Source organism: Mesorhizobium sp. M0159 (assembly GCF_040322295.1).
Taxonomy (GTDB): Bacteria; Pseudomonadota; Alphaproteobacteria; order Rhizobiales; family Rhizobiaceae; genus Mesorhizobium.
In genome coordinates this window covers 1-12,575 of the sequence record NZ_JAMYTF010000088.1, presented here as the reverse complement: position 1 = coordinate 12,575, position 12,575 = coordinate 1, and the positions used below count along the sequence as shown (strand labels likewise).

General features: G+C 58.7%; 11 protein-coding genes and 3 pseudogenes. 6 read left to right on the top strand and 8 right to left on the bottom strand.

Going from position 1 to position 12,575, the window contains the following annotated elements; all coding sequences use genetic code 11:
- The 3 genes from NKJ32_RS34020 to NKJ32_RS34010 form a co-directional block, all read left to right on the top strand.
- Nucleotides 1-470 (top strand): PLP-dependent transferase (locus NKJ32_RS34020; protein WP_352830237.1); only part of this gene is annotated, 470 nt, incomplete at its 5' end.
- 52 nt (nt 471-522) lie between these two features.
- Nucleotides 523-1,425 carry a dihydrodipicolinate synthase family protein gene (locus NKJ32_RS34015; protein ID WP_352830234.1) on the top strand — a complete coding sequence of 301 codons (903 nt, stop codon included), beginning with the start codon at nt 523-525 and terminating at the stop codon, nt 1,423-1,425.
- A 150-nt stretch (nt 1,426-1,575) separates the two neighbouring features.
- The gene (locus NKJ32_RS34010; RefSeq protein WP_352642842.1) at nt 1,576-2,031 is read left to right on the top strand and encodes an FMN-binding negative transcriptional regulator; all 456 of its coding nucleotides are present in this window, start codon (nt 1,576-1,578) and stop codon (nt 2,029-2,031) included.
- A 453-nt stretch (nt 2,032-2,484) separates the two neighbouring features.
- Here NKJ32_RS34010 and NKJ32_RS34005 read toward each other — a convergent pair whose 3' ends face one another.
- Nucleotides 2,485-2,640 carry a recombinase family protein gene (locus NKJ32_RS34005; RefSeq protein WP_352830243.1) on the bottom strand — a complete coding sequence of 52 codons (156 nt, stop codon included), beginning with the start codon at nt 2,638-2,640 and terminating at the stop codon, nt 2,485-2,487.
- A 33-nt stretch (nt 2,641-2,673) separates the two neighbouring features.
- On the opposite strand from NKJ32_RS34005, the pseudogene NKJ32_RS34000 reads away from it, so the two are divergent.
- Nucleotides 2,674-3,133, top strand: a pseudogene (locus NKJ32_RS34000) (Tn3 family transposase); the annotation flags it as partial.
- Here the strand turns inward: NKJ32_RS34000 and NKJ32_RS35665 are convergent.
- Nucleotides 3,126-3,464, bottom strand: a pseudogene (locus NKJ32_RS35665) (Tn3 family transposase); the annotation flags it as partial. The pseudogenes NKJ32_RS34000 and NKJ32_RS35665 overlap by 8 nt on opposite strands.
- Before the next feature lie 1,498 nt (nt 3,465-4,962).
- Between NKJ32_RS35665 and NKJ32_RS33990 the strand changes: the two are divergent.
- Together NKJ32_RS33990 and NKJ32_RS33985 are read left to right on the top strand one after the other, a co-directional pair.
- Entirely contained in the window at nt 4,963-5,736 is a 774-nt protein-coding gene (locus tag NKJ32_RS33990) for a MurR/RpiR family transcriptional regulator (protein WP_352529055.1), read from the top strand.
- Between the two features lie 844 nt (nt 5,737-6,580).
- The gene (locus NKJ32_RS33985) at nt 6,581-6,829 is read left to right on the top strand and encodes a DNA -binding domain-containing protein (protein ID WP_352642848.1); all 249 of its coding nucleotides are present in this window, start codon (nt 6,581-6,583) and stop codon (nt 6,827-6,829) included.
- A gap of 295 nt (nt 6,830-7,124) precedes the next feature.
- On the opposite strand, the gene NKJ32_RS33980 is transcribed toward NKJ32_RS33985, so the two are convergent.
- The 6 genes and pseudogenes from NKJ32_RS33980 to NKJ32_RS33955 form a co-directional block, all read right to left on the bottom strand.
- Nucleotides 7,125-7,718 (bottom strand): hypothetical protein, encoded by a 594-nt coding sequence (locus tag NKJ32_RS33980; protein WP_352642835.1) that lies wholly within the window; start codon nt 7,716-7,718, stop codon nt 7,125-7,127.
- Nucleotides 7,715-8,395 carry a methyltransferase gene (locus NKJ32_RS33975; RefSeq protein ID WP_352529059.1) on the bottom strand — a complete coding sequence of 227 codons (681 nt, stop codon included), beginning with the start codon at nt 8,393-8,395 and terminating at the stop codon, nt 7,715-7,717. The genes NKJ32_RS33980 and NKJ32_RS33975 overlap by 4 nt, the downstream gene beginning before the upstream one ends.
- Nucleotides 8,392-9,222, bottom strand: a complete 831-nt coding sequence (locus NKJ32_RS33970) for a nucleoside-diphosphate kinase (RefSeq protein ID WP_352529061.1) — start codon at nt 9,220-9,222, stop codon at nt 8,392-8,394. The genes NKJ32_RS33975 and NKJ32_RS33970 overlap by 4 nt, the downstream gene beginning before the upstream one ends.
- Nucleotides 9,219-9,974, bottom strand: a complete 756-nt coding sequence (locus NKJ32_RS33965) for an amino acid kinase family protein (protein WP_352529063.1) — start codon at nt 9,972-9,974, stop codon at nt 9,219-9,221. Before NKJ32_RS33965 ends, NKJ32_RS33970 begins: the two co-directional genes overlap by 4 nt.
- 36 nt (nt 9,975-10,010) lie before the next feature.
- The gene (locus NKJ32_RS33960) at nt 10,011-11,279 is read right to left on the bottom strand and encodes a DegT/DnrJ/EryC1/StrS family aminotransferase (protein WP_352642838.1); all 1,269 of its coding nucleotides are present in this window, start codon (nt 11,277-11,279) and stop codon (nt 10,011-10,013) included.
- Between the two features lie 467 nt (nt 11,280-11,746).
- Nucleotides 11,747-12,474, bottom strand: a pseudogene (locus NKJ32_RS33955) (IS110 family transposase); the annotation flags it as partial.
- Nucleotides 12,475-12,575 lie beyond the last annotated feature (101 nt).

The window sequence follows — 12,575 nt, the reverse complement described above, 5'->3', positions numbered from 1 at the left end:
GCGCAGCGCTCTCGCCCATGTCAGCCTTCCTGATCCTGCGCGGTCTGAAGACGCTCACGCTGCGCATGGAACGGCACAGCGCCACTGCCCTTGCGGTGGCTCAGGCGCTCGAGGCGCACCCGGCGGTGGCATGGGTGAGTTATCCCTTCCTCGACTCGCACCCTGATCAGGTGACGGCGCGAAAGCAGATGTCCCAAGGGTCCGGCATGTTGGCCTTTGGCCTCCACGCTGGGTTCGAGGGTGCGCGGCGGATGATGGACCGGCTCAACCTGATCACCCGGGCTGTCAGCCTCGGCGATGCCGACAGTCTCATCTATCATCCGGCAAGCCTGACCCGTGCTCGTCAGCCGATCCGCAAGGATGCGCATCTGGCCGATGGAGTCGGCGAGGACCTCATGCGTCTCTCGGTGGGCCTTGAAGACGCCGATGACCTAATCGCCGACCTGCGGCGGGCTCTGGACGCCTTGTGATGACCTGTCGTCCGGCCAGTCCTGCGCTCACGCACAAACCTGGAGCCTTGCCATGGCATTCCTGAGCGGTCTTTCCGCGTTCCCCATCACGCCCGCCGATCGTGACGGCCGCGTCGATACCGTTGCCCTGCGCAGGCTGATTGCTCGGCTTGGCACCGCTCAGGTCGATTCCATCGGTCTTCTCGGCAGCACCGGCACGTACATGTATCTGTCGCGCGAGGAACGGCGACGGACGCTCGCCGAGACCTTGGACGAAATCGCCGGGCGAACGCCGGTCGTGGTGGGTGTGGGCGCGTTGCGCACCGATGAAGCAGTGAGGTTCGCGCAGGACGCCAAGGCCCTTGGAGCTGCCGCGGGGCTGCTTGCGGCCGCCTCCTACACCCCGCTCACTGAGGACGAGGTGTTCGAACATTTCTCGACGGTGGCGTGCGAGAGCGGCCTGCCGATCGTCGTCTACGACAATCCAGGAACGACGCATTTCCATTTCACCCCAGCACTCGTCAGCCGCCTGGCAAAGGTGGGTGGGATTGTCGCTATCAAGAATCCGACAGACAAGGGCGATGCGATCAAGAGCCATCTGGCCGACCAGAGGCGCACTGTGCCGGAAGGGTTCTCGATCGGCTACAGCGGCGACTGGAACGCTGCAGAGGCCATGATCGCCGGCGCCGACACATGGTACAGCGTCCTCGCCGGCATCCTGCCCGAGGTCTGCGTGAAGATCGTCACGGCGGCGCAACAGGGCGATGCGGCCGAAGCGCGACGGATCGATGCCACGCTTGCGCCGCTCTGGAGCCTCTTCAAGGAGTTCTCGAGCCTTCGCGTCGTCTATGCACTTGCCGAATTGCTCGACATTTGCCGTGCCGACCCCCCGCGTCCCATCCTGCCTCTGCCCTCAGCAGCGAAGCGCCAGATCGCCGCCGCGTTGGAACGCTTGCCATCGGATACCAGCCGGTGAACAGCGAACCCGGCGGCCAGTGAAAGGAACTGTCATGTATTTACCCGCTCATTTCGATGAACCGAGCCGAGAAGTCCTTTACGAACTGATCGAGAACAACGCACTCGGCGTTCTGATAACCATGGCTGGAGCGGTCTCGACGCCGATCACATCCCTTTCGAACTCGACACCTCACAGGGAGAAAACGGTACCCTTCGCTGCCACGTCGCACGCAACAATCCAGTTTGGCAGGACGTGGCGACCGGCGATGAGGTGCTCGTGGTGTTCCGCGCCGCCGACGCCTACATTTCGCCGCGGTGGTATCCGAGCAAGCAGGAGTTCCACAAGCAGGTGCCGACCTGGAACTACCTCGTCGCACATGCATATGGACGGATCACAATCCACGACGACGAACGCTATGTCCGCCGCAATGTCGCCAAACTGACTCACAGGCACGAGGCGACTGAGCCTGTCCCATGGAAGATGGGTAACGCACCGAAGGACTTCATCGACACTATAGTCAAGGCGATCATCGGCCTGGAGATCGAGATCACCCGCCTTGTAGGCAAAGCCAAGCTCAGCCAGAACAGGAGGCACGTGATATCTGCAATGCCGGCGAAATGCTGAACGCCCAAGGCGACCGGCGCGTCGGTCAGGCGATGCTTGCAGCCGCCCGCCGGAAGCCCGAACAAGGCTGAAGAGCGTGGCCCATCGCACTTTGATGAATGTCAGCAAAGCTTGCCCTACTGGATGGTACTGCGAAAAGGCGAACGATAAGCGCCTGGCACACGAAATTGCACGCCGCCTTCCAGAGACCGGTCCAGCCGACCCAGCAACGTCAGCCTTCCAGGCGTAGCGGTCGGCCCAATTGAGCAGTCAACGACGAAAACGGGTCACGCTTTGCCCTTGAAGTTCCAAGAGCGAGAGTTTGCAAAGCGTCGGAAGTGCTCACTACGCTGGCCGACTGATGCCCAGTCGCCTCATTTCGGCGATAGACGGTCGATCGGCCGAGACCCCGTGCCTCGCAGCTTCGGTCGGCGACATGTTGGCCTTGATCAGCTTGATGGCGGCCTCGACCTTTTACATGTCGAGCGGTTGCCGACCGGGTTGTCTGGCTTTCGCCCGTGCTGCAGCCACGCCATCTTTCGTGCGCTCGGAAATCAGCCGTCGCTCGAAATGAGCGATCGCACCGAATACACGGAACACGAGCTCGCCTGCGGCTGAGGATGTATCGATCTTCTCTTCCAGACTGAGCAGGTCGATCTGGCGTTCGCCTCGACGCTGATCGAGGCCTTGGAATTCAAAGGCGGGCGGAGAAGCGCCCGCACGATCGCCGGAATCCGTATGCTCCGCGAACTGAAGAGATCGGGCAAACGCGATGTTCCGCCCGATGCGCCGATGCCGTTCAAGAAGGACTGGCGCAAGCTGGTGATCGGCCCGGATGGCAAGATCAATGGCCCGCTCTATGAAACGGCAATGCTCGCCCATTTGCGCAACAAGCTGCGTTCTGGGGACGTGTGGGTGGAACGGTCTTCCGCGTACCGTCGTTTCGACAGCTATCTCTTGCCCGAGCCGGTGGCCGCACCGATCGTTTCGAAACTTGGGTTGCCGTCAGCCGCCGCTCGATTGGCGGCTGAAAAAGTTTGCGCACCGCCTCAAGCGGAACAAGCTCGACGGCGTGCGCCTGGTTGAAGATCGATTGCAGATTTCTCCTGCCAAAACCACGGCTCTTCGCGGACGTAGGCATCCTGCGTCCAGACGAGTTGGTCGCAGGTGACTCCTTGACTTGCGGCAGCCATGCGGGCCAGGCCGAGATTCGTGGCATCGGCAAGGATGGTGGCCAACAGTGCGCTCTCGTTGGGACAGTTTTCGCCGGTGCGCAGATTGGTGAACGCCGTCATGAAGCCTGTTTCGCGGGCGACTTCGTGCAGAAGTTCGGTGATGCGAATGCGTGGCATCATGGCCGAGCCGGTCGGCGAGCGCTTCGGCATCGGCGGGACCGTGGTTTTGGCAGGAGAAATCTGCAAGCGATCTTCAACCAGGCGCACGCCGTCGAGCTTGTTCCGCCGGGCAGCCGATGCGTCTCAAGGAACTGGCTGTCGCATTCGGCAAGGCAACGTCGCGGTGCTCGGCGGCGTCTCGTCGGCCTTCATGCTGCTCGCATGTCCCCTTTTCAATGTGGGAAGTCGCGGGTCGCCTGTTGATCCAGGCCGGCGCCACGGCCCTGCACAAGGCCAAACCGGCGTGCTGCTTGGCGGTCAGTTGAACAGGTGTTCTCCCAGTTGCGCGGTACGAACCTGGTTCTGCGGAATCGGGCGGTGTGATCTTCAAGCAGCTCAAGCGGCTCGGCGCATGCTGCGACTGGTCGCGCGAGCAGAGGCAGAAGACGCTCAGCCATGCTCAACGATATGCCATTGCGGGACCGCTCGGCGATACCGGCAATTCAAGCGGTCGCGTGCCGCAGGCCTCCATCCCTCAACTGGGCTCATCAAGGGAAGCACAGCCGCCGCACGCCGGTGGCGGCGGGGCGATCTTGGGCGCCTCGGCGCTGCAGCCAGGTCGTTCAACAACAGTTTGCGTAGGTGCCGATAGGGCGTCCTCTTTACTCCGAAGATGCATCCCTTATCGAGGGTCTCAGGGCGGCACTCGTCGACCGGGGGAACAAAGAGGTAAGACGATCCGACTGTTTCGCCGCGTGGGCGGAGAAGAATTCGTCCTGGTGTTGCCAAACACATTAGCTGCTGCAGCGGAGCTGATCATCGCAAGGATGCTCAACTGTGTTCGCAACTCACGGCCGCTCAGGGAGAAGTTAGAATTTGGATACACCTTCTCGGCTGGAGTCGCTACTGCTCGCGCGGGCGACACCACCACCGAGATATGCTGGCTCGGGCTGATACGGCTCTCTATTCCGCCAAGATGGCGGGGCGCAATCGCATCCATCTTGCAGCTTGAACCAATCTGCGCCGATACTGCGTTACATAGGTGAAGAACGCCAAGGTGGGTTCGTCTTCGTAGCCGTGGGAGTGGCTCAGACCCAGTCAATCGTAAGAGTGCACAAGACCTAAAGCGCTAGGACCAACGGAGGGCTCAGCGGAGCAGGTTGGCCCCCGAAAGGTGCGACTCCGGCCTCGTCCGGGGGACTTGCGCCGCTGGAGAATGCGATGTTGGTCGATCTGGCTGCCACACAGCGGGCCACCTTGGCTGGCTTACACAAACTTTGCCATCAGGTCGGCATGAACCTGTGCTCCAGCTGGAATGCCTGTACCAGAAATTCGCGGACACCGATGGAGAATCCGGTTTTTGGGTCGGAACGCCGTTGTCGTCGGAATCCGCACTGACATCTAAAGCGTGGTGCTCGGAATGGCTGCCGCCGCGAACGAAGCAGGCCGGAAATCCGGCATCGAACTTGTCTTTGATCTGCGTCAATGCACCTGCAGCAGACTCGAGTTATTCAGGGGATTTCCCTTGCCTTCGGGTAGGGGAGTTGAGTTCCAATTGAATCGAACACCTTAGGACAGTATGCAAGAGCCCCGACAGACACAGCAATCACTGCTAGACATGATCCATGATGTAATCAATACGGCTCCGAATGCGCTCGCACGTATAGCTCTGTATATTGAGCAAGATCCGAAGGCTGTTCTAACGATGTCCATCGCCGACCTAGCGCACGACACCGCAACTGGGCCTGCTTCAATAATAAGATTTTGCCGAAGGCTGGGACTCTCGGGATTCCGCGAGTTTAAGATTGCGCTCAGCGGCGACATTGAGCGGGTAACGCTGATTGAGCTGGCTGAACGCGCCGCACCAGAAGATATAGACGTAGCACCGGGGGTCGCCGCTCTCAGTACTGCTTTACAAAGCTCAATTGCCGCGTCCGCTCGAGGTTTTGACGATCTTCAAATTACTGGGCTTGCCAACCGCGTCCGAGCGGCCCGTCGCGTCGAAGTGTTTGGCGCGGGGCCGTCTTCAGTCTGCGCTGATATTTTGGCCATGCGGCTGATCTGGCTAGGGTTTCCGGCGCATTCCTCGGGGTCCGCCACCATGTCTCACGCTCTTGCGCGGAGACTTGGCTCGTCGGGCCTTGCTCTTGGCGTTTCCTCGCTTGGCCACACTGAGGAAACCAGGGCTTTTCTGGCAATTGCGCGCAAAACCGGAGCATATACGATTGCCATTACGACCCGCGCGGACTGCCCGATCGCTCAGACTGCCGACGAGGCGGTCTTGTTTACCTCGGCTGGAGCTTGGCCACAGTCCGGGTCGGCGATGCATGTTCCGCCTGTAGTATTGCTGAGCGAATATCTCTGCCAGTGTCTGCAGGTGAGGGAAGTTTGAACGCCTGACTAGGCCAATCCGGCCAGTTTCGACGCCATACCCGAATCTCACCTTGGGCACGTGCTCGAGCCAGAGGCGGCGAACATGAACCGCCGCGTTTCCTGCGAAGGGCGAGCCGCGCCACCTGGTGCTTGCTGCCAGCCCCCAGCACCGGAGATGAGATCAGGCAAGGGGGACGAGCGTGAGTAAACTCGACGAGCACCCGCCGCAACAGACATTTTAGCCTATTTGGCAAGCCACGGCCTAGCCGGAACGGTGCTGGGTCCAGACGGTATCATCAGCGCAATAGCTCGAGGATGCGAAGCGACCACTTTGTTGATCGTGCCGTGGCTCGAAAGAGGGTGTCAACTGCTGTCGGGCCTTTTCGATTGCCGGCAATCTGCGCATTTCGCAAAAGCCGGACAGGGGTGGGGTACACTCCAGGGCTGTGTCCGGGAATTGCCGAAACACGCAGGCAATCTGCACTATGGGTCGGCGAGTCAAGCAGCGGGGATTGGTCAAGCCCCGTCGTCATGACGCGGATCAAAAGACGATTTTGAGCTGATTCCGAGTTCGCGGGAGCGGTTGCGCAGGACCGACTACGCTTCTCATCCCGTTGGAGGTTTCTTACGAAGCCCTGTCCGAGCAGTCCTCGAAAACAGATGTGCAGCCGCATGGTATTGAGCCTTTTGCGATTCCTTTCTAACCTGGGCCTGATTTGCCCCGCAGATGCGCACATCGCCTCGAGCGGGGGCTTGCGGACCTTAATCGGGACCTCGTCTTGGAGACGATGTTTCCTCTCCGCTTAGCCCGCGTGTCGAAGGAAATTCTCGACTTCCGATTCTTACTTCCGGAGCCCGATGTGATGGTGAAATACCCAGACGTTGAACCAGGCCTTAAAGAGGAAGTCCCTTGGTCCGACAGCCTGACCACCTACGATAGGGAGCACTTCAGGACCTATCTAAGGTTTGTCGATGCATCTGCCGACAACGCCAGCTATGAGGAGATGGCTCAGATCATCCTCGGCATCGATCCGGTGGAAGAACCGGAGCGCGCGCGGAAAGCCGCGCGAAGCAATCTCGAGAGAGCGAAATGGATGGCGACCGCAGGTTAGAGGGAATTGTTCGCCGACTGAGCCGAACAGGCGGCAACACCCTGCTCTTGTCAACGGCAGATATGATCACGCGTAAGGGAAGAGGCGACGCAAAAGGGAGCGCCCCAATCTGGCGAAGCCGGAGGCTTGCGGAAAGCCGGAAAGCCAATGAATGGTTCGGTGAGCGACATGATGGATGAAGGTTCCGCTATCGGATCAAGCCGTGGACGAAGTTCTCTCGTCCGTCAGGAGTTCTGTCAGAGCGGCCCAGCAGACCTCATGTGCCGACCTTTAGGTTCACATGTATAGTCTTAGTCTAGTCTATGAAAGATCGTTCCGTGACTGGCCAAATGTGGTCAGATATCCATTTGTGCGGGCAAGAAGATTGGATTTGACCCGTGTCCTCCGAGCCCTGGACTAGCGCGGAAATCATAGCAACCAATTTGTCCCGGCTGATTTCGGGAGCCATTAAGGCGGAATGATCCAGCAGTGCAAGCAGATCATCCCGATGCTTCGAATGATGGTCCTCCAAGTACATCTCAATCTTTCGCGCGATGACGTCCGCGAAGCTCGCCCGTGTCCCAAGAAGCGGATCATCAACTAACGCCGTTGGTCGTTCCTCTTCGAGAACCCAATTCAGCGCCAAGGTCCCGTTCGACCTCAAAAACACGATCTCCAACTCCGCGCCGGCAGGTCGCTGTGAAGCGATGGAGAACCCGGCGTACGCCAGAGCCCTTGTATCCTTGTCCACAGCTTCCGTAAATGCGTCCAAATTGACATGATGAATGTCAACATCACTCGGCACACGATGGATGAATTGCGAAAGGACGCTGCTGCCGGCCACCCAACTATCTTTACACCGATTGGGCGAAATAGCGACAAATCCAGTGTGCATCAGGTCGGAAATCATATCCTTATATCCTTCTTGGATATTGAGAACAGCCTGTAAACTACCTTCACGTGGGGATAGGTTCCGGACCGCAGCATCACAGTTGTGAGATCATTCGAAGCCGCAATGTGTTCAAGGAGATCGTCACGGGCATTAGTCCCGAATCCTAGAACGATACGACCTGTTTTTGTAAGGAAATTTGGGCCTTCCGACAAAAAGCGCTTGAGCAAATTATACCCTGGATCAATCGCGCCACATTCGATGTCATCCACATACTTGTAGTCTTCTGCAGCGAAGTTCGACGGGTAATTCCAAAATACAATGTCGAATCTCCTGCGACGGGGGATGTTTGTGAATAAATCGCTTTCGATAGCTTCCACGTTCTTGATGCCGTTTCTTTTCGCATTCTCCAATGTGTTCGCGACCGCCCTCTGGTTGATGTCGCAAGCTACTAACGACCGCGCACCACTTTTTGCCAACAGAAGGCCGGGAAGACCGAAGCCGCAGCCGATTTCCAATATGGTCTTCCCGGCGAATGGGGGGAAATTCTCGCTGATCCAACGCCAACCCTCGAAACTCTCAGGAGGAAAAACCCCTTCCAGTACGATCAGATCAAGCCCGAATTCCTGCAAATGGCGCGGAAAGTTGCCTTGTTGGCTTGTCCGAAGCATTGTCCTGATACTATCGAGTTCGCTCATATGTGCTCCCCCAGATGGATACGGTAGTCGTCGCTACCTGATTCAGGCTCGACGGCATCGACGGTTCGCTTCAGCAGGGAATGCCAAAGAGGCATTGAAAACAGACCGGCCTCAAGAACGAGGCGATCCCAAGATGAGCGGACAGACGCATGCTGAACAATACCTTCTAGACCGGCTCGATCCCCCTGAAGGTACCGGTGGACGGCCGTTGTCAGGCCCCTCTTTGATGCGAGTAGGAGTGCTTTGCCGTAACTTGATCTCGCGTGAGCAAAGGCGCTACCATCACCCCCATTGTCCGGCATCGGCACAGATCCCCTGTCGCCAAGAACGTGTAACAACATCTGGAAAGATGAATGGGCGATTTGGCCGGTATCGAGGGAATTCCAAGCGGCTACTTCGTTGCCCAAGAATTGGCGCCGAAGTATTGTCAGCTCGGCCTGCATTACTTCTGGACTGTCGCTCACATGGAGGAGGTTCGTCACGGGATTGTCGCAAAAAAAGAGACTACGTACGGTGCCGCTTCTAGCATGGGCCGGCTGTGTATTACCCTTTAGTCCTTGCGATAGGTGCAGCGCATTAGGTCCGCTCCAGATTGTGGCGCAAACCGGACGCATGTCGAACAAGTCCAGCACCAATGGCCAATGGTTCCCGCCGGTGGAATGTGTCAGGGTATAAAAGGCATCGATCGATCTACGATTGTGGATTGAAAAGAATCGCTCCGCGAGTTCCAAGCCGGTTCGCCTGCGAATAAACTCGTCGAGCAGCCACGTGATTCCGGAGCGAGCGACTTCTGGGCCATAAACTACTAGCGCCGTGGAGGGCATCATGCCGCCCCCCCCAGATCCTCGGTTCCGATATACGCTTTCCTGCTTCCGACGGTGATATTGGTCGCTTTAACGCGCTTCCCTTCGAGCCAATCGGAGAGACGAGAAGAATGACGAGCGTTAATCACCACGCCGGGGAGGCGTTTCTGTGCCATGAACTGGACCGCGCACGCGTCAACCGACGTGTGGCCGAGAAGGACAAGATCTTGAGCAGCGATCTGCTCTATAAGTGCAGCGGGATCTTCGGTTGCTCCACCACGATACACGCCATCAACATCTGTCAAAATCACCAGCCGTGGTGCCCCGGTGAGCCAAGCGACCCACGCGGCAACGGCGTCGGATGTAACATCCCAACTCCATTCCACTGGATCAGCTGCAAACAGCAAACGGGAAGGTAGCAGGACTGGAATCTTTCCGACTCTCGCGAGAGTTCGGCACTCACCTAGGCTGGCCGATGGAACAAGCTTGGAAGAGAAGGCGGCGTCCGCAAGCAAATACCCCGTTTGGTCCTGTGCTAGCGCACACGCATGATGCGCCGTAGACGACTCCAATGGCTTGGCCGCATCAATCATTTCAATTGCTTTGTCTGGGATGCCGCCGCCCGGAACAAGTAGTATTCGATGGCCGTCACCGGCGAGACGCTCAAGTTCAGCCAGTGCAAGCTTACACACCGCAAGATCACGCATGATGCTCCCGCCGAATTTCACAACAATTGAAAAGCCATATGGCAGAAAGCCCTTTATTAAGCTGTCCATCGTCTCGCCCTCCTGCCCTCTGGCCAAACACACGATCTAAGGGAATTTTGAGGTTAGATTTGGAAGCGCTGCCCAGACCTTTTGAAATGCGGCTGCGTACAATTTCATCACTTCTGCGCCGTTTGGCGGAGCGATCTCCGACACGCAAAACATAGTGTTCAGTAGCATCATCGTGTTTGGGAAATCGGTCCTTGACCATCTTTTGCTGACATCCGGGAGATAGTCAAAAACGGGCTTCGTCAGCCAAACCATGACCGGAACTCCCTCGGCTTGAAGGAGCTTAACGATGAAATCCCTGGCCGAAGGGCCAGCTAGAAAACCGAGCTTTTCCGGCTCAAGACGCAGCGGGAGACTAAGCATTGATTGTTGATCAACTGCTGGATCGAAAAGAGGCAGAAGCCCTGAGAGATGGCCAATTTCCTGCCAGAGGAACATTGCGTTGCTTCGCCTCTTTTTGAGCTGCCGGTCTAGGCGCTTGAGCCTGTGATTGGCTATAGCAGCAGAGAATACGTTGGGTCGGTAATTGTAGCCTTTCGAACTCGGGGAGAAAATTCTAGCTCCACATCGCGACGAGCTTGTCAGCGAAACCTTATCGACATGGTGAATCAGAGCAGGGTCCCTTGTCAGAACAAACCCAAGCTCACCCGCTCCGAGGTGTTTGGCCCCATTTCCTGAAAGAGCAAGTGCGTCGGTCTCTAAGTAAGATCCATTGACAATGTTTTTCGCAACGCCAATCGATTGACAAACATCGTCAATAATGGCCACGTCACTCGCTCGCGCAGCCAGCCTAAGATCCGGAACCAAAATGTTATTTCCGAACAGATGAGTTATGAGCACCACCGCGTCGCCGGGCTCGATGAGAGCGGCCGCCATCTTCTGATCAACTCCCGCAAGGTTTGGCTCTACATCGACAAACACCGGCTCGAGTCCGCTGATCGCGATGGGGCCGACGGCTCCTGGCCAGTTCAAAGCCGAGGTGACAGCTCGGCGGCCTCGATTCCGGTAGTAGTCGAGGGCCACGTGAATAGCGGCTGTGCCGCTTCCAACAGCGCGCACAGTCCAGTTGCCCGACCACTCCGCTAGGCGCTTTTCGAGCTCAGTGACAATAGGGTGATTAACTCGATGATATTTGCCGCTTTTGACAACACTGGCGAGCGCCTTCAGATGCTTGCGTTTGGCGGCTGGCCAAGGGACAACTCGCCCGGCCGGCACTGTAGGAATCCCTCCGAAGAGGGCGAGAGAAGTGTCGTTCTGGTGAATGCGCGTTGCATTTGCTTCCGAGACTAAGCTTCCATGCTTGTTCATATAGTCCTCCAGACGCCAACCTCATCGTGGTGTCGGCCATCGGCCACTCGCGAATGCAGAGCCGAACCAACCCACCTTTCGATCGCTTTTACGCGTCCGAGCGGAGGCTCGGCCCACGGCGGAACGCTCAAGAGCTGAGAGTTCGCCCCTGAGAGGAAAACCGGGTGCCGTGACACCCTCGGCACGTTGAGTTCAGAAAGGCGGCTTCAAACTCGTGACCGGCGTTGTGGTGAGAATTATCCTCACAAGGATCCGTATCAGATCTGACATGCTGTCTGCTTTCCTTCATTTCATCCGTTGCGTTTCGCACCACAGGAAGCTATTCGGCAGCTTCCCTTGCTTTGTACCCGGGCAGCTCAAAACTCGTGCCACCTTGACTGGCTCTGTCCCAAAGTTGGTACTCTCGGCGAAGTCAGCACTTCGGGCTCGACTGGTGGAGAGGGCCGTTGATTTTCTATTCAACCGACCCGAGGGGTATTGCCGCTCTCGTCCGGCGACCCCGTGAGGCCGGCGTAGCGCGCCACGGCGCGGCGGTCGCGCAGCTTGCGCGACAGCATCTCGTTGACCAGCATGTCGGCGGTCTCGACGCCGATGCCGATGATCCGCGCGAGCAGGCGAACCATCGCGTGCGGGCCGTTCGCCGCAGCCGGAGCCGCCGCCAGCCGGCGCAGGCGCTCCTGTTCGATGGCGCGGATCTGCGCGCGCACGAGGTTGAGCCGCTCAAGGAAGCGGTAGAGCTCGGCGCGGGTGTTGTCCGGCAGCGGCGTTCCCTCCGCCGTTCGGATGGTCTCCAGCCTGTCCGCCGCCTGGCGCAGGCTCAGCCGGAAGCTGCGGACGCCGAAGCGGGCGAGGATCGCCTTGATGCGGTTGATGAGCCGCGTCTGCTCGCCGACCAGGGTCCCCCGCTCGCGGTTCGGCCGCCGCGCGTCCTCCTCTTCGAGTGTCGGGATAGCCGCCATGGAGCAATGGCGCTTCTCGCCACGCAGCCAGCCGAGAAAAGCGCGCATCAAAAGCTCGGTGTCGAGACGATCGGTCTTGGCGCGCTGGTGCTCGCGCACACCGGAACGCTTGAGGGATGGATGGCATAGGCCTCGATGCCGTGCGCCCGCAACCAGCGCGCCAGCCAGAAGCCGTCGCCGGCCGCCTCGTAGGCGACGGCGATCCGCTGGACCGTGTGCCCGGCCCGGCCGGCTTCGTCGGCCCCCCCGCGCGGGGGGTTGCCACCAGGTCTGGGGCCCGCCTGCGCGATCTGGGGATAGCGGGGGGGGAGTGCGCGAGATAAAATCGCGCACACGC